At 39.8% G+C, this 23,029-nt stretch carries 18 protein-coding genes; 9 read left to right on the top strand and 9 right to left on the bottom strand.

Annotated features, from left to right (window positions below; all coding sequences use genetic code 11):
- Window positions 1-179: 179 nt before the first annotated feature.
- The 7 genes from OCV73_RS06765 to OCV73_RS06735 all read right to left on the bottom strand — a co-directional run bounded on the left by OCV73_RS06765 (window position 180) and on the right by OCV73_RS06735 (window position 6,105).
- The gene (locus tag OCV73_RS06765; RefSeq protein ID WP_147550664.1) at window positions 180-1,802 is read right to left on the bottom strand and encodes a tetratricopeptide repeat protein; all 1,623 of its coding nucleotides are present in this window, start codon (window positions 1,800-1,802) and stop codon (window positions 180-182) included.
- A gap of 22 nt (window positions 1,803-1,824) precedes the next feature.
- A complete protein-coding gene (locus tag OCV73_RS06760) occupies window positions 1,825-2,766 on the bottom strand; it encodes a PstS family phosphate ABC transporter substrate-binding protein (RefSeq protein WP_147550662.1) in 942 nt (313 codons plus the stop codon).
- An 11-nt stretch (window positions 2,767-2,777) separates the two neighbouring features.
- Window positions 2,778-2,996 (bottom strand): hypothetical protein, encoded by a 219-nt coding sequence (locus tag OCV73_RS06755; RefSeq protein ID WP_147550660.1) that lies wholly within the window; start codon window positions 2,994-2,996, stop codon window positions 2,778-2,780.
- Between the two features lie 112 nt (window positions 2,997-3,108).
- The gene (locus OCV73_RS06750; RefSeq protein ID WP_147550658.1) at window positions 3,109-3,930 is read right to left on the bottom strand and encodes an energy transducer TonB; all 822 of its coding nucleotides are present in this window, start codon (window positions 3,928-3,930) and stop codon (window positions 3,109-3,111) included.
- Between the two features lie 30 nt (window positions 3,931-3,960).
- Window positions 3,961-4,626 carry an ExbD/TolR family protein gene (locus OCV73_RS06745; protein ID WP_147550656.1) on the bottom strand — a complete coding sequence of 222 codons (666 nt, stop codon included), beginning with the start codon at window positions 4,624-4,626 and terminating at the stop codon, window positions 3,961-3,963.
- Window positions 4,627-4,655: 29 nt separating this feature from the next.
- Window positions 4,656-5,264, bottom strand: a complete 609-nt coding sequence (locus OCV73_RS06740; protein WP_147550654.1) for an ExbD/TolR family protein — start codon at window positions 5,262-5,264, stop codon at window positions 4,656-4,658.
- A 25-nt stretch (window positions 5,265-5,289) separates the two neighbouring features.
- Window positions 5,290-6,105, bottom strand: a complete 816-nt coding sequence (locus tag OCV73_RS06735; RefSeq protein WP_147550652.1) for a MotA/TolQ/ExbB proton channel family protein — start codon at window positions 6,103-6,105, stop codon at window positions 5,290-5,292.
- Window positions 6,106-6,863: 758 nt separating this feature from the next.
- Here OCV73_RS06735 and OCV73_RS06730 point away from each other — a divergent pair.
- The 8 genes from OCV73_RS06730 (at window position 6,864) to OCV73_RS06695 (ending at window position 14,382) form a co-directional block, all read left to right on the top strand.
- Window positions 6,864-8,213 (top strand): Na(+)-translocating NADH-quinone reductase subunit A, encoded by a 1,350-nt coding sequence (locus OCV73_RS06730; RefSeq protein ID WP_147550650.1) that lies wholly within the window; start codon window positions 6,864-6,866, stop codon window positions 8,211-8,213.
- 25 nt (window positions 8,214-8,238) lie between these two features.
- On the top strand, window positions 8,239-9,444 hold the full coding sequence (locus tag OCV73_RS06725) for an NADH:ubiquinone reductase (Na(+)-transporting) subunit B (protein ID WP_147550648.1): 1,206 nt from the start codon (window positions 8,239-8,241) through the stop codon (window positions 9,442-9,444).
- A gap of 13 nt (window positions 9,445-9,457) precedes the next feature.
- Window positions 9,458-10,156, top strand: coding sequence for an NADH:ubiquinone reductase (Na(+)-transporting) subunit C (gene nqrC / locus OCV73_RS06720; protein WP_147550646.1), 699 nt, complete (start codon window positions 9,458-9,460; stop codon window positions 10,154-10,156).
- 15 nt (window positions 10,157-10,171) lie between these two features.
- A complete protein-coding gene (locus OCV73_RS06715) occupies window positions 10,172-10,795 on the top strand; it encodes an NADH:ubiquinone reductase (Na(+)-transporting) subunit D (protein ID WP_243764609.1) in 624 nt (207 codons plus the stop codon).
- Between the two features lie 31 nt (window positions 10,796-10,826).
- Complete coding sequence (nqrE, locus tag OCV73_RS06710) at window positions 10,827-11,441, top strand: NADH:ubiquinone reductase (Na(+)-transporting) subunit E (protein WP_147550641.1); 615 nt, start codon at window positions 10,827-10,829, stop codon at window positions 11,439-11,441.
- A 25-nt stretch (window positions 11,442-11,466) separates the two neighbouring features.
- Window positions 11,467-12,732: an NADH:ubiquinone reductase (Na(+)-transporting) subunit F gene (gene nqrF, locus OCV73_RS06705; RefSeq protein WP_147550639.1), complete on the top strand. Its 1,266-nt coding sequence runs from the start codon at window positions 11,467-11,469 to the stop codon at window positions 12,730-12,732.
- A 333-nt stretch (window positions 12,733-13,065) separates the two neighbouring features.
- Window positions 13,066-13,371: an ArsR/SmtB family transcription factor gene (locus tag OCV73_RS06700; protein ID WP_147550637.1), complete on the top strand. Its 306-nt coding sequence runs from the start codon at window positions 13,066-13,068 to the stop codon at window positions 13,369-13,371.
- Window positions 13,372-13,443: 72 nt separating this feature from the next.
- Entirely contained in the window at window positions 13,444-14,382 is a 939-nt protein-coding gene (locus OCV73_RS06695; protein ID WP_147550635.1) for an alpha/beta hydrolase, read from the top strand.
- 205 nt (window positions 14,383-14,587) lie between these two features.
- Here OCV73_RS06695 and OCV73_RS06690 read toward each other — a convergent pair whose 3' ends face one another.
- Window positions 14,588-14,836 (bottom strand): hypothetical protein, encoded by a 249-nt coding sequence (locus OCV73_RS06690; RefSeq protein WP_262512901.1) that lies wholly within the window; start codon window positions 14,834-14,836, stop codon window positions 14,588-14,590.
- Window positions 14,837-15,960: 1,124 nt separating this feature from the next.
- Here OCV73_RS06690 and OCV73_RS06685 point away from each other — a divergent pair.
- Entirely contained in the window at window positions 15,961-21,777 is a 5,817-nt protein-coding gene (locus tag OCV73_RS06685; protein ID WP_147550631.1) for an FG-GAP-like repeat-containing protein, read from the top strand.
- 888 nt (window positions 21,778-22,665) lie between these two features.
- On the opposite strand, the gene OCV73_RS06680 is transcribed toward OCV73_RS06685, so the two are convergent.
- The gene (locus OCV73_RS06680; RefSeq protein WP_147550629.1) at window positions 22,666-22,923 is read right to left on the bottom strand and encodes a type B 50S ribosomal protein L31; all 258 of its coding nucleotides are present in this window, start codon (window positions 22,921-22,923) and stop codon (window positions 22,666-22,668) included.
- Between the last annotated feature and the right edge of the window lie 106 nt (window positions 22,924-23,029).

The raw sequence follows: 23,029 nt of genomic DNA, 5'->3' as shown, positions 1-23,029 counted from the left end.
ATAAAAATTATTTTATCCCTATTTCATCCGTTCTTGACTTTTATTCGTTTTTTTCTCGTTTTTTCTATCCTTAATGGAGCTTTTAAAACTATATGTGAGTTTCTTTTACAAACCTTTACAAACAAAAATAGCCGCACCTCCTCGAGGCGCGGCTATTCATTTATTTATAACTTACCGGTTTACGGTAGTTGTTTTAATGCTTCTTTTATTTCCACATTTTCGGGATCAAATTCCAGCATCTTATTCCAATATTCTTTGGTAAGTGCTATCTCATTTTTCAGATAATGATAATATCCCAGATATTTATAAACTTCGATATAAGCAGCAGTGGCATTAGTCTTGTTGGCACTATCTTTGTCCAGCACTAACAATAATTGTTCATAAGCAGGTTTTGCCAAACCGTCTTTTGTTTCAGGGTCTTTTACCGAAAGAGAACGGGCTATCCACAAATAACCGCGATAATCTTCAGGCGCTTTTTCAACAACTACATTGAAATTCTTTTGAGCTGCGTCCAGGTATTCATCCCGCAATGCCACGCTATCGGCAGGAACTGAGGTAGCGGCACGGTAATAAAGACCTCCCAACGAATAATATGAGTTAGTACGCATATTCTCTTCATCCGAGTTCATAAACATTTCATAATATTTGATTGCATTGGCGTAGTCGCCGTTCAAACGATAAGCATCACTGATTTCTTTCAGCATGTCATGTTTGGCCGTATCCAGTTCATACGCCTTTACAAATTGTTCTACTGCTTCTCCGGTTTTTTTATTCTCCAACAATACATAACCGTAAGTAGAATAGTCACGGGCGATATAATCTTTCTTATATTTATCCTGATTCAGATATGCACGTCCGGCAGCTTCTGCATCAGCGAAATTTTTCATTTCATAAGCATTGAACATGGATATACGGCGCATCGTGAAATCCTCCGGATTTTTTGCCAGTATCTCGTTGGCAATAGCCTGTGACTCGTTGTATTTTTTATCATAGAACAACAATGTGGAATAACGGGCACGGTCATTTTCGAAATGATTGGGATTCTGCATGTATTTAGCATAAGCCTCCGCAGCTTTATTAAACTGGTCGTTCTTATAATAGGCTTCGGCCATTTCACGCTGAGCCAGAGCAGATTCGGGAGCCAATTGCAACAATTCTTCGAGTTTTTGTACCGCCATAGTCGGGTTAATAGGGAAATAAATATGAGAATATTTCACATAGGCTTCTACACAATTCGGGTCGAACAATATAGCGGTTTCATAACTTCCGGCAGCATCACCGTATTGCTTCTTATCGGCCAGTATGTCTCCCTGGAACATATATATGTCAGGGTATTTCTTATCGGCTTTTAAAGCTTTTTCAAGATATTCTTCATATCCGGGAACACCGTTCTGATAAAAAGCTATGGCAGCGGCCAGATTAAGGCCTGCATTCTTCTTATTTTTACCTCCTACAGCATCCTTAATCATATTTTCGGCAGCTTTCGGATTCGTGCGCATTTCTACCTTGGCGAGACCTATCTTGTTATACATATTCATAGGGTCTGCAGTAAAACCGGCCTGATAGTTCTTTTTGGCTTCGTCATATTTTTTATCTCCAAAAGCGATTTCACCCAAATAATAATAAGCTTCAGCCTTATCGGTAGTAGGGTCATTGAGATTCTTTTCCAGAAGGATTTTGGCACGGTCAGGCTGTCCGGCTTTAAAATACTCAATACCATCTTTGTAATTGGCGGCAGAAACAGTGGCTACCAGTGTACTCACCAAGATGAGTGATAAGAATAATTTAAGTCTTGATTTCATTGATATATAATTTAATATTAGTTCATAGTTCTGACTTCACATTTACCTGTCTGCTATTCAGCGTACTGGCTTGAATAGGAACGATTCCGGTCTTCAGAATGATCTTCTGTCCCTTATATCCAGCCACAAAATTAGCAAATTGCGTGGGAATTCCAACTTTCGGATCGGTACTTATAATATATACAAGCCGGGTAAGAGGATATTGCTGGCCTTCGTAGCCACCAATATAGGCCTGGTATGGCTTGTAAGGAACAGATCCTAAATCGGCTTTCACATTCATAACCCTTACATCATCTATAAAGGTCTGACGGTTGGTAGAATCTATGGCATTGATCCAACTGGCTCCTATAACACCTATGGCGTTCGGAGTTTCCGATACGAACTTAATCACATCGGGATTGGTTCCCAATGCCTTCAATCCGTTATATAAAGGTTTGCCCTGACATAAAGAATCTATGGCATAACGCACTGTACTCGAATTCCGGTTATCGAAAACGAATAATAAATCTCCCAGTTTGGATTTCGGATTCAATTGCTTCCATTGTGTGATCTCTCCTGTTACGATCTTTCTTAAATCGGGAACAGAGATCACAGAATCATTATTCTGTTTATTTACGATAAATGCTATACCGTCTATAGCAATTACTGTTTCTTTCGGGAACAGTTTTTTAGCATGTAGGGTATTAATCTCCCCTTCGGTCAGGGGACGCGTAGAAACCGCCAGCCGCACGCTATCCTGTAACAACAGGTTCAAGGCTTCTACTTCACTGGTATACCGGGGTATAATACTTACCTCGGTGAATGTCGCTTCGAAGACATCGATCTCTTCTTCGATAATAGGTTTGAAACTTTCGTCACAACTGATCTCCGCATTACGGGGCTCAGCGTGTTTCTTTTCGGAACGGCACGACAGCATCGACAATCCGGTCAGCATCGAAACCAATAATACATGTGATGTTTTCATAAGCTCTTTTTTTAAAGGTTCTTATATTGTCTGTAACCACGGAATATTCCATAGACAAGAAACACTGCCGCCAGAATGTACCGGGCTATAGGAGAAAACGTATCAAAGAGCGGGGTGAATACCAGCAAATAAGCCATTCCCAAATAAATCACTACCATAATAATACCAAAAACAAGGGCCATTTTCCCTGGCTTTTTCGATTCGTCTCCGTATTTTCCGTACTGTTCCATAATGTATAGGGGTATAAATTCAAAATACCCGCAACCCTTATCCTGTAAAGATAACGGTTGCGGAGTATTTTATAGGTTTAAAATCTCTCTTATTATATAAAACAAACAGAGATTATAATAGTTTAAACAAAACCGGAAGCGTGAAATAAACCGGTACATTGTTACCATTCTGCTTACCCGGGATCCAACGAGGCATACTTTTCACCATACGTATAGCTTCCTTATCACAAGTAGGATCGACACTGCGTACCACCTGTATGTTTTCGATAGCACCTGTTTTAGATACAACGAAACGCAGAATTACACGTCCCTGAATACCGTTCTCTTGTGCAATAACCGGATATTTCAAGTTCTCACTCATGAACTTCATCAGTTCGGCCTCACCACCGGGGAAAGTCGGCATCTGCTCTACTGCTTCATAAGGTTTCTCTTCTACTTCTTTTTTAGGAGCGACGATTTCTTTAAAATCGGCAATATCCTGACCATGTATTTCGTCGTTACCTTTTACATCGGCAATAGAGATGTTTACCTTCGTAGCGATCAATTCATCTTGAGATTTAATCTCATCTTCTTCCCTTACTTCATCGTCTTTTTTAATAACCGGTGGAGTAAACTTGATAGAACTTTTCAATGGAGGTGGCGGAGGAGTTTCTACGATAGGTTTCAACTCTTCGTTTTTCTTCACTTCGGCATCCAGTTTGGAAAGCTCCGTTACTACATTCATTTCAATTTCTTCTTCCTTTTCAGGAACGATGCTGCTAATAATGTAAGGCAAGGAGAAAGCGAATATCACAACCAGCACAACCACAATCATAGCACGATTGTGACGTTTGGGCGAATTCTGGCGCATATCATATGCACCGTATGCTTTGTTTTTGCCTTCAAAAACTAAGTCACACCATTCACTCGAGGTTAAGTCTATGTCTTTTGCCATTTTCTTCTCTTTTTAAAGTGTTCTTTAGTTTTAATTACCATTCGCTTTTACTTCTGCAGCCTGAGCCGATAAAGAGCCCTTGCCTTCAAAGTTTTCAATCAAGAATTTATCACCATCAGTCATATCCACAATTGCATATTTACTGATGCTGCAAATTTGCATTTCATCGAGAGCGTCTATAAGATTCTTATAAGTTGAACCTTCGGAAGCTTTGATAAGCACAACCGGAGCGGTTTTCACACCTTTGATCTCTTTAGCCTGCGTATCGAATTCTTCGTCCGAAACCTCCTTATTCAGCTTTTTCTCTTTCAGTTCTTTCATCTTCTCTACCACATCGTGATTACGGTTCTGAAGCATCGCCCGAAGACCGTCTGCCTCGTAAGAAGATTCTTTTAATGAAGTATAATCATCATATTGGGGTTCACCTTCGTAATAGAATACCCGGTCTTTATCCCCCAAAAGGATCGTTATGGCTTGCGAAGCCTTTACTTTATTTTGTTCTTCTTCCGTAACTTTATCGTTCGATGGCATACTTATCTCCATAGTCTGAGGTTTGCTCATCGTGGTACATAGCATAAAGAAAGTGATCAAAAGCATGTTCATATCAACCATCGGGGTAAAGTCGACATGAATTTTCATCTTCTTTTGCGCGCCTTTTTTCTTTTCCCCGCTTTCTTTTTGTTCTACTTCTGCCATATTATTCTATGTAAAAATGTAGTTAATAATTAATTATCCGCAGGAATTGTTTTCAGCGACGTAATCAGATTATAGCGGTTTTCCCGTATATCCTGTAAAGAAGACATTACCGTCTTGATTTGGGGATAAGGGGTAGCTTGATCTGCTTTAATTGCTATTGTCAAATCGGGATTCACCTGTTTTGCTGCTTTCACCCAAACTTTGAATTCATTATTCAAACTATCGGTAGGAATACCGTAGTTCTTCAGGATAGCGTCCTGCTCGTCCTGTCTCTTACCGAGAAACTCCTTCATCCCTTTGATAGGAACTCCGAATGAATTCGCAAGTTTAAATGTATGCTGCTCTTCAGGTGTGAATGTCAAACCATACTCTTCACCTACCGCATTAAGTACAGCCACTCGGTCGTCCTGTTTGTCCAAGCTCAGGAATACTTTTCCCTGAGGATCCACCAAAATCTGCAAAATATTTGTTTCGGGAATTTTAATTTCCGATACAGATGCCGGTGTTGCTACCTGAACAGGCTCTTTCTGAACGAAAGTGGATGTTAACATAAAGAATGTAAGCAAAAGTACAGTAACGTCACTCATCGCAGTCATATCGATGAGCGTACTTTTCCTTTTTACTTTAACTCTTGGCATAATTTAATTCTTTCTTTTATTTAAATTATTTATGCGTAGCGGCAAATGTTTGAACAATAGAGAAACCTACTTCGTCAATAGCGTAAGTAATGTTATCAATTTTATTGGTAAAGAAGTTATAAGAGATTACAGCCAAAGCACCAGTACCGATACCGAACGCAGTATTGATAAGGGCTTCGGAAATACCGGTAGACAATGCGATTGAGTCAGGAGAACCAGCGTTTGCCAAAGCGGCGAAAGACTTGATCATACCAACTACAGTTCCCAACAGACCGACCAAAGTACCGAGGGTAGTCATCGTAGCGATGATAGGAAGATTCTGTTGCAAAGAAGGCATTTCCAATGCGGTAGCTTCTTCAACTTCTTTTTGAAGTGTTGTCAGTTTTTGTTCTTTAGAGATGGTAGTGTTTTTATCCATTTCGTCATATTTCTTCAATACAGAAGATACAACGCTGGCAACACAACCTCTTTGTTTGTCACAAAGTTCCTGAGCTTTAGCCAAATCATTGTTAGCCAATGCTTCTTTAATATTTGCAACGAATTTCGTAATGTTACCTTTACCTTTAGCACTAGAGATAGCGAACCAACGTTCTACAGTAAGAACCAATACAGTAAGCAACAATGTCTGAAGAACAGGCACGATTACACCTCCTTTATAAATTGTTCCCAACATATTTCCGGGCAGCGGATGACCCGTAGGATCTCCATCCATAAAGTTTGCGGGATTACCGAATACGAAATTGAATACACAAACGGCAACAATAAAGCACACTATAATCACCAAGAATGCATTTTTGATACCGCGGAATTGTTTTTTTCCTTTTGTTTTTTTAGTTTCCATAATTAAAAAAATCTAAGTGGTTGTTTTTATTAAATTATTAAATTAGTTTGACTTATAATTTTACTTCATAATGCGCATTCATGAACCCGCACCGGGAAGCATAAATTTCTTATTCATACAATCACAAAACGTTCTTTTATTTTACCTGGGGAAACGAGTTCCTCATAGTATCTGCCCGACAAAACACACTTACCACTCATATAAGTGCATCTTCTATCGAACTTATGCGATTATCACAAAAAAGCATCCTTTTTGATATATAAAGAAAGCCTATTAGCCACTTTATTCTTACACTTTTACTTTTTTGGTGCGTCAAATGTAGCACTTTATTTTCAGATAAAAAAATAATGTACTTTTTTTTGCGCCCAGGCTTTTGGTGTATGCCCGGGTTATTATTAACCTAATTTAACTACAAATTCATGCTCTTTAAAAAAAACAAGGATACTGCATCGTTCATTTTATAGAGTTTACATCAAAATAGCCTAAAAACTTTTCTTTTCTATAATTTTCTATCTTTTGTCAAATGTTATCTCTATAACATTTATTATTATTCAGATTGTTATTTTAAAATTAGTTTTTCTCCTTTACACCATTCTGTTCCTTTATGAAGATATAGCCTGTCCATGTCATCCTGTTCTTATAATGGATAAACGACGGTATAGTACACATTATTATAATAAAAAGTTTGTTTTCTGGCAAAACTGATAAAAAAAACATACTTTTGCGTCGAAACTAACACACACATTATATATTACAACATGGCAAATGTAATCAAGTTAAAAAAAGGATTGGATATCAATTTAAGGGGCAAACCTTCCTCTGAAATTACCAATGCCGCAGAAAGTGAATTATTTGCAGTTGTTCCTGACGATTACCATGGAATTATTCCCAAAATAATTGTAAAACCGGGTGACCATGTATTAGCCGGGACTCCTGTCATGTATGACAAGAATCAGCCGGACGTAAAATTCGTATCTCCGGTAAGCGGTGAAATAATCGATGTAGAAAGAGGAGAACGCCGTAAAGTATTAAAAATAACCATCAAACCCGATAAAAAACAACAATATATCGACTTTGGGATAAAAGACCCTGATCATCTGACGGCAGATGAAATAAAAAAGATACTTTCCGAAGCCGGAATGTTCGCTTATATCAAGCAACGGCCATACGATATCATAGCCAATCCCGCAGTACAACCTCGGGATATTTTTATGACTGCTTTCGATTCAGCCCCGTTGGCTCCCGATTTCAGTTTTATATTGAAAGGAGAAGAAAAAAACCTTGAAACCGGACTACGGGCTTTGTCTAAACTTACAACAGGAAAAATATATGCCGGAGTTTCTGCCAGACAACCTGTCTCTATAACAAACGCTGAAACTGTAATTTTTGACGGACCACATCCCGCGGGGAACGCCGGGGTGCAGATACAACATATAGCTCCTGTTAATAAAGGAGAAACCGTATGGACTGTAAATGCCTTGGATGTCCTTTTCATAGGACGGCTTTTTAACGAAGGGAAAACCGACTTCAGCCGCATTGTAGCCGTAACCGGTTCAGAGGTCGAAAACCCTCATTACGTAAGAAGCAAAGTGGGTGCATCCATAGACTCTATCATCAACGGAAACATCAAAGATAACGGATACCACTTACGCTACATAAGCGGGAATGTCCTAACAGGGACGCATGTAAACAGAAATGATTACTTGTGTGCCCCTCACTCACATATAACTGTCATCCCCGAAGGGGACGAACGTAATGAATTTTTCGGATGGGCAACTCCCGGTCTGGGAAAATTCAGTGTAAGCCACTCCTACTTTTCCTGGCTCACGGGCTCAAAAAAAGAATTTACAATCGATGCCCGCATCCGGGGAGGAGAACGCGCCATAATCATGTCCGACGAATATGACAGAGTATTTCCTATGAACATTCTTCCGGAATTTCTTATAAAAGCAATCATAGCTTTCGACATAGATAAGATGGAGAATCTGGGTATTTACGAAGTTGCTCCGGAAGATTTCGCGCTTTGCGAATTTGTAGATACATCCAAACTGGAATTACAAAAAATCGTTCGCAACGGACTCGATTTATTAAAAAAAGAGATGAATTAATTTACAACCTTAAATATCAGACACATTGAAAGCTTTAAGAAATTATATAAACAAGATAAAGCCCCATTTTGAACCCGGAGGAAAACTGTCCATGTTCCAGTCCGTATTCGAAGGTTTTGAAACTTTTCTTTTCGTACCCAGTTCAACCTCAAAAACGGGAGTACACATACACGACAGTATAGATACAAAACGTACAATGACAGTCGTTATCATAGCTTTGTTACCGGCTTTACTGTTCGGGATGTATAATGTAGGATACCAGCATTACCTTGCCATAGGAGAAAATCCGGGGTTCTGGCCGACTTTTTTATTCGGTTTTTTGTCCGTGTTGCCCAAAATCATTGTTTCCTATGCAGTCGGGCTCGGCATAGAATTTACCGCAGCACAGATACGCCATCATGAAATACAGGAAGGATTCCTCGTATCGGGCATACTCATTCCTATGATCGTTCCTATAGATACTCCTTTATGGATGATTGCCATAGCAACGGCCTTCGCAGTGATCTTTGCCAAAGAAGTTTTCGGAGGAACGGGAATGAATGTATTCAATGTAGCTCTCATCACCCGGGCTTTCCTTTTCTTCGCCTATCCGGCAAAAATGTCGGGAGACGAAGTTTTTGTCCGTACTTCCGACACATTCGGTTTAGGTGCAGGGGAAGTGATAAACGGGTTTTCCGGAGCCACCCCTCTCGGACAAGTCGCCACCCACACCGGAGGAGACATGCAGCTGATCAACACGATAGGAGAGCCCATCAGCCGGATGGACGTGTTTCTGGGATTCATACCGGGTTCCATCGGAGAGACCTCCACTTTAGCAATTCTCATAGGTGCCGCAATATTATTGTTTACCCGTATTGCCAGCTGGCGCATCATGTTATCTGTATTTGCAGGGGGAGCATTTATGAGTTGGATATGCAACCTATTCGCATCCCCCACTTACCCCGGTTCGCTCCTATCCCCTCTCGACCAGATCTGTTTGGGGGGATTCGCATTCGCAGCCGTATTTATGGCGACCGACCCGGTCACCGGAGCACGCACTAATACGGGAAAATATATCTACGGATTTCTTATCGGAATTATCGCCATCATTATACGAGTATACAATAACGGTTACCCCGAAGGAGCCATGCTCGCCGTATTGTTAATGAATGTATTCGCACCCCTCATTGACTATTTCGTGGTGGAAGCGAATATTAAGAAACGCCTCAACAGAGCCAGAATTAAAGCATAAAGAAATACCGACTATGAACAAACAAGGAAATATTTATACGATTATCTACTCCTCGGTAATGGTTATCATCGTTGCCGCCCTCCTGGCCTTTACGGCAATGAGCCTCAAGCCAGCACAGGAAAAAAACATAGCAGTAGACAAAATGAAACAAATATTAAGTGCGGTCAATATAGAAGCAAATACAGAAAATGCACAGGAACTATATCGGAAATACATTTCCCGTTCATTCGTAATAAACTCGAAAGGAGAGGATATTACAGGAGATGCGTTCGAGATCAATATTGCCAACGAAGCAAAGAAGCCGGATGCAGAACGGAAACTTCCCGTTTTCGTATGTACGACTCCTGACGGAAAGACAAAATATTGTCTGCCTATGTATGGTGCAGGACTATGGGGACCCATTTGGGGATATCTTTCTGTAGATTCTGACGGTAATACGGTATATGGCACATATTTCGCACATCAGGGAGAAACCCCAGGACTGGGAGCTGAAATCGAAAAACCGAAATTCCAGAAGCAGTTCAAAGGAATGCACTTATTCATTAACGGAGCATTTAAATCGATAGCTGTTGAGAAAAAAGGACAAAAACCTCTGAACGGGGCCGATTATGTAGATGCAATCTCAGGAGGTACCATCACCAGCAAAGGAGTACAGTCTATGCTTGAAAATTGTCTGGCTCCTTATCAGAATTTTTTGAAGTCATTAAATTAAGCGGATATTATAGTTATGTTATCAAAAAAAAATAAAGAAATATTGTTGGGGCCGCTTTCCAGAAACAACCCCGTAATCGTGCAGATATTAGGTATCTGCTCAGCATTGGCCGTAACCGCCAAATTACAGCCGGCCTTAGTAATGGCCATATCGGTAACCGTAGTAGTCGCATTTGCCAACGTAATTATCTCCTTGCTCCGCAATACGATCCCAAACAGCATACGTATTATCGTCCAGTTAGTAGTCGTTGCTGCTTTGGTCATTATTGTTGACCAGGTACTGAAAGCCTATGTTTATGACGTGAGCAAACAATTATCGGTATTTGTAGGACTTATTATCACGAACTGTATACTTATGGGACGCCTTGAAGCCTTCGCTCTGGGACACCGGCCGTGGGAATCATTCCTGGATGGAATAGGAAACGGCTTGGGGTACGGCCTTATCCTGGTTATAGTAGCGTTTGTCAGAGAATTATTAGGATCAGGAACCCTTTTCGGCTATCAGATAATCCCTCAATGTTTTTACGATTGGGGATATGAGAACAACGGCCTAATGATCCTTCCTCCTATGGCGCTCATTACTGTCGCCTGCATTATCTGGATACACCGTTCTCGCAATAAGGACCTGCAGGAAAAGTAATACATAACCTTTATTTAACAAGTAGAAAAAAATGGAAAATCTCAATTTATTCGTCAAATCGATTTTCATTGACAACATGATATTCGCCTACTTTTTGGGAATGTGTTCTTACCTGGCAGTATCAAAAAATGTCAAAACAGCTATTGGACTGGGAATAGCCGTGACGTTCGTCCTTACGATTACCCTCCCTGTCAATTATCTTTTGGAAAATTACATTCTGAAAGCGGGCGCTCTTAAATGGCTGGGAGCTTCATACTCTGACATCGACCTGAGTTTTTTAAGCCTGATCATGTTTATCGCCGTAGTAGCCTCCATGACACAATTAGTAGAAATGGTCGTAGAACGTTATACTCCGTCATTATACGCCTCACTCGGAATATTTCTGCCCCTCATCGCTGTGAACTGCGCCATATTAGGAGGTTCTTTGTTCATGCAGCAACGGGAGTTTCCAACGGTAGGCACTGCGACTATATATGGCCTGGGATCGGGATTAGGCTGGCTGTTAGCAATAGTTGGCATCGCCGCCATACGAGAAAAACTGACTTACTCCAATATACCGGCCCCTTTAAAAGGAATAGGAATAACCTTTATCATCACAGGCCTTATGGGAATAGCCTTTATGAGCTTCCTGGGAATAAAACTGTAATCTAAGAATAAATATATATAATAAAATGATATTGACGATAAACCCTACGACAGCAACCGTAACGACAAGCATCATGATATTCCTCATCATGATATTGCTGCTCGTATTCATATTATTGGTAGCTAAAAAATACCTCGTCCCTTCCGGAAAAGTAAAGATCACCATTAATGATGAAAAAGAAATAGAAACAGAGACAGGTTCGAGCCTGCTCTCTACACTGTCTTCTCAAAAAATATTTCTTCCTTCGGCTTGCGGAGGCGGTGGTTCCTGTGCACAATGCCGTTGTCAGGTTCTTGAAGGAGGAGGAGAAATTCTTCCTACGGAAACCGTACATTTTTCCCGGAAACAACAACAGGCTCATTGGAGACTCGGATGTCAGGTAAAAGTAAAAAATGATATGAAAATACTTATTCCCGAGTCTGTATTAGGTATAAGAAAATGGGAATGCGAGGTCATATCGAACCGTAACGTCGCTACCTTTATCAAAGAATTCGTCGTAAGGCTCCCTAATGATGAACACCTGAACTTTATACCGGGCAGTTACAGCCAGATAGATATTCCTGCTTATGAACTTAAATATTCCGATTTCGACATCGAAGAAAAATTCAGAGGAGACTGGGAACATTTTAAAATGTTCGATCTCACTTGCAAGAATACAGAACCCACAATGCGGGCCTATTCCATGGCAAATTATCCGGCAGAAGGAGATATTGAAAAATTAAATGTACGTATCGCCACACCACCTTTCGACCGGGTGAACGGCGGCTTTCAAAAAGTACCGCCGGGCATTGCTTCCTCCTACATATTTTCTTTAAAACCGGGAGACAAAGTAATGGTATCCGGGCCTTACGGAGATTTCCACCCTATACTCAATTCTAAAAAAGAGATGTTATATATCGGAGGCGGTGCGGGTATGGCTCCACTCCGGTCACATATTCTTCATCTATTAAAAACCTTGGATATCAGAGATAGAAAAATATCATACTGGTATGGGGCTCGCTCCAGGGCAGAAATTTTTTATGAAGAAGATTTCCGGAAATTAGAAAAAGAATTTCCCAATTTTTCGTTCCACATAGCATTAAGTGCGGCCCTTCCCGAAGACAACTGGACTGGTCCAACAGGATTTATCCACGATGTTATTTATAACAATTATTTAAAAGAACACGATGCTCCCGAAGATATAGAATACTACATGTGCGGACCCGGACCTATGTCAAAAGCCGTAGAGAATATGCTCTGGAACCTGGGCGTTCCTGAAGAGAATCTCATGTACGATAACTTTGGAGGATAATTACAAAAAATCCCCGCCTGATGGATATAAAATGCTGAAACTAAAATTGGGATTAGATTTCTGATATATAGGCACTTGTGAAAAATCTATATACAATTGTAAATCAACATATAAATTATATTTTAGGGATGTACTGAAATTAGCAAAATTCTAAATCTGTCACTATAATGTCACAATAGAAAAAAATAATCATATAACGGAAATGCAAATCTGAGTTATATGCAATAGATTGTTGGGCACAAAGTGATTAGATTATAGTAAAAAAGCCATATACAATTCCCAAAACAAATAAAAGCATTATATTTGCATTACAAAAGGTTTAAACTCGTAGACATGAGCCAGAGAACAATGGAAATATTGCGGCAATGCTCGCCTGTATTCTCAGTTTTACAAGATGAGAACAGACAACAGATAATCATATTGTTGTTTGAAAGCGGGGAATTGAGCGTTGCTTCACTTGCCGAAAAAATGCCGTTATCCCGTCCTGCGGTATCGCATCATCTGAAACTTCTACTCGATGCCGGACTTGTCGTAATAAGAAAAGAGGGTAAGGAAAGGTATTATCGACTGGAATTGACGGCCGCAGTCGAATTACTGGAGGACTTGTTGCGTTCATTAAAAAATGACCTGCAAGAATAATCTTTTTCATACTTATACGCGTTTAAGAGTTTAAACATATTAAATATATTTGTTTAACTAAAATATACGAAGATGAATTACAGCGAACAGAAAGCCTGGAAAGAGATTCAGTATACTTTGCCTGAAGATTATCGTTTTACGGAAAAATTTACACCCACGGAAGAATGGTGGGCATGGAGAGGTCATAAAATCCACCTGGACTGCTTCCGGAATCCCGATGCCGATGTCAAAGTAATTATGTTGCATGGAGTCGGCACGAACGGACGCCAAATGTCGATGATTACGGGAGGGCCGTTGGCGAAAAACGGGTACGAAACGATTGCCATAGACATGCCTACCTATGGATTGACCGAAGTGGACAAAAACACGACGGTTACTTATGACGACTGGATAGAATTGGGGAACGATTACATAAATTATGAGCTGTCCCGGGATTCACGTCCGATATTTTTGTATGGATTGAGCGCAGGAGGTATGGAGACCTACGATGTGGCTTACCGAAACGGAAAAGTAAAAGGAATCATAGGAATGACTTTTCTCGACCAGCAAAATGCCGATGTTCGCAATACCACGACCCGTAACTGGTTCATGAGCCGCATTGCTGTCCCGATGCTCGGAGTTTTTAATAAAACAGGCTTCGGCAAGGTAAAGATAAAGATGAGCATTGCCTCTAAAATGTGGGCATTGTGCAATAACGATACGGCGATGAAAGCGTTTATGAAAGACAAGACCTCGGCCGGAAACAGTTGTACGATAGCCTTTCTGGACTCCTATATGCATCATCGGCTGTTGTGCAGTCCGGAGGACTTCGATATCTGTCCTATTCTGCTGACACAGCCCGAAAAGGACAGATGGACTCCCCTGAGATTGAGCAAACCTTTTTTGGATAAGATCCGGAAAGTCGATGTAAAAATTGCCATACTTCCCGATGGCGGGCATTACCCGGTGGAACCTGCCGCATTGATTAAAATGAAGCAGGAAATTATCGCATTCATAGAGAGAACCAAGTAGGACAATATATTTATCTTACGAGAATTGAAATAATAAATTCATCATCACTGTACTTCGAAAATAGTGATGATGAATTTTATTTTTAATTGTATGGTACTGGCTATAAAACATGTCGCTAAGATAAACTCTACCTTTGCATCCCCTGTTGTGCTTTTTCAATTTTCCAGTCATAAGCCCCACTGCAATATCGTTCGCTTCATTGTATTTATATTTCGTTCAATAGGGTCAAGCAGTTCCCGGTTTTATGCATAGCCGATGAGCCACCTGCCGACTGTCTTTTGCTGCCGGTTATCCTCGCCTCCGTATGAGTGCATGACCCGTTTGATGTCGCAGCTTCCGACAGCGAGAATATGTATTTGTATTGCGAGGTGGCGAACTCAAAGATGGCGGTAACGGCACGCCGGAACACTTCAATTGTCCGGTATAAAAGGTCCGCCAGTGTATCAAGCAGCACGGATTTCCACAGCAATTCCCGATTGAGGATTTCGATAATCTCAGCTTGTTTTCCGATCTCTTCCCGAACAGTCCGGTCGATGCGCTGCCGTTCTTCCGCTCTCTGCTGGTCGAGTAACCGTATAGCCTCGTTTCGTTCCAGATACTCGCGCCCGGTCAGCTCTTTCGATGTGCCTTGCTACATGCCGAGTGCTTCGGCCAGGATAGTCTAAATTTCGCTCATGTCCTGCGGCGTGAGCTTGCAAGACTTTCCCGTGATGTTATTCATACAGACCCATACGATATGGGCGTAATAGCTCGGTTGACATGAGGTTTTGTCGCCGGACGTTCCGTATAATGCCCCTCGTCGCAGTGTATGGAGATCTGCAATGTCGTGATGCCCCAACATTAGCAGCACAAGCCCGTATCGTTGCAGTTGTTCCATCGTCGTACCTGCCTTGCACACGATAACACCCCCTTTGATGGGAGTACTTCCGCACACGGTAACAGCCTTGCCGATCTTGTTGTTCAGCCCTGTACGGTCTTCACCTTGACCATTTCACCAACGTACTTATAGCTACCCGACTTAAGAACACAAGAAAGGCCGTTTCAAAATAACAAAATGAAACGGCCTTTACTATGAGTTTTACGTATTCACGGAAAAAACTTTCCCTTCCTTTTCATGAAACGAAAAAAAGAATATAGAGAATTAACTTCAATGTACTTTTCAGAAAAGATTCTCTATTAAAATATTACTTTTTAAATAATCATGTTTATCCGGATCATGAGAAAATTTGGAATTATATAAGTTTCGTTAATTTAATTTCGCTATATTTGTAATGTCAGTCATGTGAGGTTTCACAGACTACATTTTTTTATTTGTGGAGCGTGTTTGCTTCATCTTGATTTCAAAAATTCGCCAAATTTTTTATCAGTCAAAGATGAACTAACAAGACGCTTACGCTGTGTGTATGTATCCCGATGTGAGTCGATTACATATCGTTTCAGCGTGGGATTCTTCTTGTTCATGTGGCTGTAGGCGTTTGGCGATGCCTTGAAATCAATGGACAAATTGATTCCTACGCTTTGCAGTATATATGTACAACTTTATCTCCCGAATGGGAATTAGCGGGATTACATACATTTATGAAAATCAAATCCTTCTACAAACGCACCTGCACATTTTCAATCATGTTATGGTGCTGCATGTTTAATGCAATGCACGCATTAACATGGCGTGAAGCTACCCCTGCCGATTATCCGAGTGTGTATTTGAACTCTTCATTCCACACAGAAAGTTTGGCTATCAATTCAGGTTGGACAGGCAACTATACATTTAGTTCCGCCACAATACTCGGTAAGTATCCCGGTATTGCAGGCAGCGAATTCATTTCGCCGGAACTTGATTTACATTCCGAAACATACCCTTCGTTGGTTATCCACAGCCCTCAAGATAAATCTTTCTCTGTCTTCGTAAGCTACGACGGTATCAATTATAGCCCGATAGCGATTACCATGAATGCCTCCTCAAGGTTACCTCAAAATACGAAACGTATAAAGATCAAGAGTAATGATAACCAAAATATAGGAATTTCCTGTATTCAGATCCTGAATCTCGATGAATCGCATTCCTCGGACAATAAATTGAAAGACCTTACCAAAACCATTCTTCAGGGAGATGATCAGGGAAATTCGGTATATGACGAAGTTTCAGGCAAATATATATATGATGCTTCTATTACAAGTGCAACATTACCGACCATAAAAAATACATATTTACGCAGTGGATTTTCCGGAGATATCTTCTATAAAATAGGAAACGAGTACATTAAATGGAATGACGAATACAAGTTCATAAAAAACGGCAGCTATTATTACTTAATTCCTGGAGGCACAACCGAAATAAGACTTTACAAATCGGAAGACAAACAATTTAGCACAACATCGAATATAGATATATATGCAAATATTTATAATCCCGATATTTCGGGGATGCATAAATTTGCAAATAACGTTTCAACAAAAAATATCTCCTTTTACGATATCAACAGGGACGGTATAATGGAATATTATTTCGATAAGAACATCTATGATTTTCAGGAAGGCTTTCTAAATAATATGATTATTATCCCCAATATTACAGGATTTACCAATTGGATAAACTACAATAATGACGATTATATCGATTACTATTATAATGAAGGAATACCGTCCTATATATCGAAAGGAGAAAATACCCTGAATTTTACAGAGGTTTATTCCAGAAATGATAACAAATATTTTCTGAATCCCATCGATTATGATAACGACGGTAAAATTGAATTTTTAGAAAAAAACGGGAACAACACCGACATAAAAAACCACAACGTTCTTTCTTTAGATTGTAACGGTAATTGGAGAAACGAAAAAGTAAAGGTCATGACCCCCGATGAATATAACGGTATAAAGAAAAAACTGGAGTCAACAGGCGGAATGGTTATCCCGGGAATGAATGACATGTTTATTACCTCATCTTACGGTTCCGCCGATCCTTCAAGTTTCGGGAATTACAACGCTGTCGATATAAATGGAGACGGCCTGATAGATTTCGTAGATACTTCGATCGGATGCTATTTTCTGAACACCGGAGAGAATAGTTTTGTGGAAGGCAAATTCGGAGGTCAAGCCGCATTCCGTGATTTCAATAATGATGGATTAATGGACTTGTTGGTGTATAATGGAGACAATAAAACCGTTACACTTTATCTGGCCAGAAAAGATGGTAAAACACAAGAACAAAAATTGATATCCGGACTACATTGCAGCGATAAAATCTGGTGCTATGACTTTGACAAAGACGGAGATGTGGATATCCTTATTCCCTTTGATTTCATGACCAATAACGGGGAATTCAAAAACGGGGCATCTTACCTTGTCATGATGGAAAACACAGGTGACGGTACGTTTAAAAAACATGAAAACTACCTTGACGGCGAGGTTTATTTTCATTATTGTTTAGATATAGACGCCGATGGCAACTACGAAGTAATTGCCAAAAGATCTGATAATGAAATCATCGGTAAAGATGACAAGTACGGTACTGATTTATACGGTGTAGATTATGTAAGTTACAAAATTTCAGGAATAAACGTATCCTCCGTTCCCGACATGATATATAAGCAGGTAGGTACAATTTATCCCGATCAGAGAAATCGTTATTGGAATGATCTATATCCTTTCATAATTGCAGACATCGACAACAACGGCATTTTAGAATGCATATATGGTGATGGTTCCGATCAGAAAGGCGCACAATTTATATTTCAAGTGTCCGATAAAGTAAATTCCGTCCCCCAGAGAATAGCAAAACCGAAATTTGCCTACGACGCAAGAACCGGGTTGTTGAAAGTATTTTGGAAAAGAGGCACAGATACCGAATCATCGGACATGGATTTGACCTACGCACTTCGCATAGGTACGGCTCCCGACAAAGGCGACATACTCTACGTCCATGCTCTTTCCGACGGAACCCGGCGGAATCTGCTTGAAGGGAATAACGGATATAGTACCCTACGCGTACTTAATACCTTATCATGGCCGGCGGGAAAATACTATATTTCGGTTCAGTCCGTCGATCCCAACTGCCGGGGCTCACAATTCAGCGAATATACCATATTTGAGAAGAAAGAACCGGAGAACAGTTTCATTATTTCTTATAAACAACCCTTTGCTGTAGGAGAAACCTGTTTCGTAACACTAAAGAACAAACCGTCAACCTCAAATATATACACTTGGAATTTTTCCGGAGCCGAAATAATAAGCAAAAGCGATGACGGCTCTTCCTATCAGTTACGTTTCAAAACAAGTGGAGAGAAACGTATTTACTTGCAGGTACTTAACGACCAAGGTATTGCATCGAATATATCGGAACAATTTATCGAAGTTACTTCCGGGAATATCAAACCCTCGACTATTCCTATAGACGATAACACCTATCTAAATGACGTCGGATTCGCTTTAGATCTGGATGAAGACGGTATTCAGGAAATATTCTACAGCGATGCACATAGGTTTATGGAAGGGAATCCAGACGGGATCTATTCAAAAATAAAAAAGACATTCAACAGTAACGCAAATCTGGATGTATTGAATTTTAATGTTGCAACTATCGATTTAAATAACGATGGAATGTGCGACGTATTCGGAACCAATGCTTCGAGAACGCTGGTTAAAGCCCTCAACAAAGGAAACAAAGACTTGGACGTAGGTGAACAAACAGCCATTTCAACACCGAATTGGGGAGAAATGTATGATTTCGACAATGACGGTGTATACGATATAAAACAATATTATAACCGCACAGATCATATATATAAAAACAATGGGGATTATATTAACTTCGAGGAGATTTATTATGGAGCTTCCTCAATAGCCGCATGTAAAGATTATAGTAATAACGGTCTGACCGATTTACTCGTCCCTGTTTATAAATTTGATGAAGGAACAGGAATCGGCATTACCGATTACATCGTTTATGAAAATAACGGAAACTGGACATTTACGGAAAAATCAATTATTCACTCCATCAAATCTATCGATTCTAATGCCAAAGAATTTCAAACTGTCTTATTAATCGATGACTTCGACGGAGACGGCAAACCTGATTTCTTTATACAGAAAGAACTGGATAACATAATAACCTATTTTATAGAATGGGGAGATAGTTCTGTTACCTCTATCGATTTTGAACATGAAATATCATGGATATCGGCGTTCGATCTGGATAATAACGGATTTTTGGATTTAAGGATTTGCAATATAGTGGGTTCACAGGGCATTGACGAAGCTTATGCCATTTATTTATATCCCAATCATCAATATAAAATCGATAATGTTTCAGGAACCGAATCGGATTATGAATTTAACAATACATACAATTACTATACCGGGGTTCCGGTTTTCTATCGGTCCGACGGGGATTTGAGTCTGAACGTTAACGTTATCAAAGGAGAGAACTCCGCACCACAGGCCCCCACCTGTCTGCGAACTTCCCAAACAGACCGGGGAGTAATGATAGAATGGAATCATTCGGCGGACAAAGAAACTCCTGCTAAACTGATGCGATACAATCTCAGCGTGAAGCGTAAAGGAGCCGAGGGAGAAGGTGCATATTTGATTTCACCTTGTAACAGCACTAAAAACGAAGTACATATACCCTCCCATAAACCGCTTATATCCAACAACCGCTTTTTTATTCCACTCGCCAATATAGCTCCAGGTGAATATGAAATACAGGTACAAGGTATAGACCGCTGGAATATGCAATCGGATTTTTCTGAAATACATAGTCTCACGGTTACCGAATCTGCCGCTTTCGAAATGCATGCATCGACTGCTGTTGATGTAGAAACTGAGATCACGATAACAGGTAATATCAGTACGGATTTAAATTGGGACGGCGCAACCGTAAAATCACATAACGGAAACAAATACATCGTCGTATGGGATACAGAAGGTATGAAAACCGTAACCAACGGCAAATTCTCACAACAGATTTATGTCAACCCTAAACCGCAAGGAGCATTCGCTCTTCCTGAAAATGTACTTGCAGGAGCCATCGTAAATGTTACGACAAAAAATGCTTCCGGTAGCAAATGGGAAATATCGTCCGATGGATCGAAATATGAAGATATCTTTAAAAATCAGGAGACCGAAATAGCTATTATCAATGAAGAACAGATAATCATTCGTTTTTCAAAAGCCGGGAAATACGATATAAGACATATCGTAAGCGATGAATATTCCTCCACTACCTATACTGGCAACGTCACGGTCACCGACAATATAACCACACAGGAAATTTCACTTATCACTATTGACGAAACGACCGGAAAGCACCTGATATCATGGGAAGAACCGCAGATTTTACCTGCCGGAGCCGAAAGTATAAACATATATAAAGAAACTTCACGTTACGAAGAATATGAGTTAATAGCTAATGTTCCGATCGGAACAAAAAGTTATATAGACAAGAACTCTATTCCCGAAGCATTAGCTTCGCGCTACCGTCTATCTTGGGTTCTAAACTACGGTGAATCGGAGCAAGGAAGAGCTCATCAGGCTATTCATGTAATGATAAACCGGGGTATGGGCAGTTCATGGAATCTGATGTGGAGCAAATATGAGGGAATCGACATTACCAGTTATCGTATCCTTAGAGGATCGTCACCCGGCAACCTTTCAATCATTGCAGAAGTATCGGGCAGCATGAATTCCTATTGCGATATGAATCCCACTCCCGGCGATGCATTATATTATGCTGTAGAAATCGTACCTTCCACGCCAGTAATCAATAAATCATATCTAAAAGCGCCGGAGATACCCAAAGCCTCTCGTTCAAATATAGTATCGGTAATCAACGCCTCCAATACAGATTTCGTTACAAACGTAGAGGTAAAAGGCGAAAATGGAGAGACAAATATCACTTTAGACGATAAACCGAGCATCAGACTCATAGCGTACGTTTATCCTAATACTGCAACATTCCAGGGGGTAAACTGGATTATTACAAACGGAGAAGACATTATAACTATCGATAAGTACGGAATAATCAATGCCACCGGAAAAAAGAATGGTTCGGCCACCGTCCGTGCTTATGCTATCGACGGTTCAGGAATTTACGGAGAAATAAAAGTGAATGTGGCTATTACATCGGATATTGAAACAGCAAAACATAACGATAATAATTATAGCCTGCATATTTATCCTTCTCCGGCCGATAATGAAATCAATATTGAAGGTATACCCCGAAATGGCGAACAAACAAAGATATACATCTTTAATACTAACGGAGAATTATTCTATATTGATCAAACCTGCAATGAAAAAATTAAAGTCGATTGCACAAATTTTAATGCAGGCGTCTACTTTGTAAAAACCATTTCGGACAGAACATCGAGAATCGGGCGGTTTATAAAAAAATAACCCAAAATATCAAAATGAAGTGAACCCCGAAAGTTTCTTATCCGGCTTTCGGGGTTTATTTATATTAAGAATATACACCAGAAGAAAAGAGAAAAACCGGCCGGATTCATTATAATTTAGCAAATAACCCGTTTTCATGTTCATGACTATTATTTAATTGTATCGTCATAACGAGCGAGGGTAGCCAAGCAAGCATACGGGAAAACCGAAAAGAAAAACCTCAAACGGAATTGAAAAATGCATCAAAATACGAAAAGAAATAGAAACGTACCGATCATATAAAGGAGCTGCCGGTTAAGATTACACCAAACATCCTGTTCAGGATTTTAAAGCAGGTTGTCCTCGCCGTAAACATGCAACAGATATGTCAAAAGGCAAAAAAGTTTCTTGTCACTTGTAATAGATCTGTTTAACGGAGAATACTATATTATAATGTAGCTGATAAAGCGGATTTAAAATAAATAAGAAAAATGTTGAATAATATTTTGCTATCACAGACAATTTACCAAAGGAAACCGAAATTATATTGCGTTCCGGTCAAGAGTGACAATACCTGTATAAAGATTATCAAAATGCCTTGACTAAACACGGAATGAGACAAAGTATATCCCCGGAAGAGAAATCGTTTGGATTACTCTATTATGAAAAACTTTTTTGGACTTATGAAGTCTGAATTCTCACATACCAGGAAATTTAAATCCATGCAGAAATTCAAAAAGTAACTGCATAAATACCTGACTGGTATAATAATAAAAGAATTAAAATGAAGCTATACGGAATGAGCCCGGCAATACCGGGCTCATTATTTAGAGAATTTATGACGTTATTATTTAACATCTAAGTTTGAGAGACAGTACCCGAAGGATATACCCTCTCTCTCTTTTATGTTTATTTCTTTTTCATACGGTCACCATAACGGCTCATGAATTTATCCACACGACCTGCGGTATCCACCAATTTCTGTTTACCGGTAAAGAACGGATGTGAAGTATTGGTGATTTCAAGCTTTACCAAAGGATAAGTAACACCATCAATTTCAATTGTTTCTTTTGCAGCAACTGTAGAACGGGTAATAAAAACATCTTCGTTCGACATGTCTTTGAATACTACGGGACGGTAGTTATCAGGATGCAGTCCTTTTTTCATTATTATATCGTCTTTAAAATTTATTTTTAATTTCTACTCACGTTGGTAGCGTGAAATTCGTAATGGCTTGCAAATGTATTGATAACTTTTGAAATACGAAAGTTTT

The organism is Barnesiella propionica (genome assembly GCF_025567045.1).
In the GTDB taxonomy this organism is placed as follows: domain Bacteria; phylum Bacteroidota; class Bacteroidia; order Bacteroidales; family Barnesiellaceae; genus Barnesiella_B; species Barnesiella_B propionica.
The sequence above is the reverse complement of the archived record's forward strand: the minus strand, read 5'-3'. Positions and strand labels throughout refer to the sequence as shown.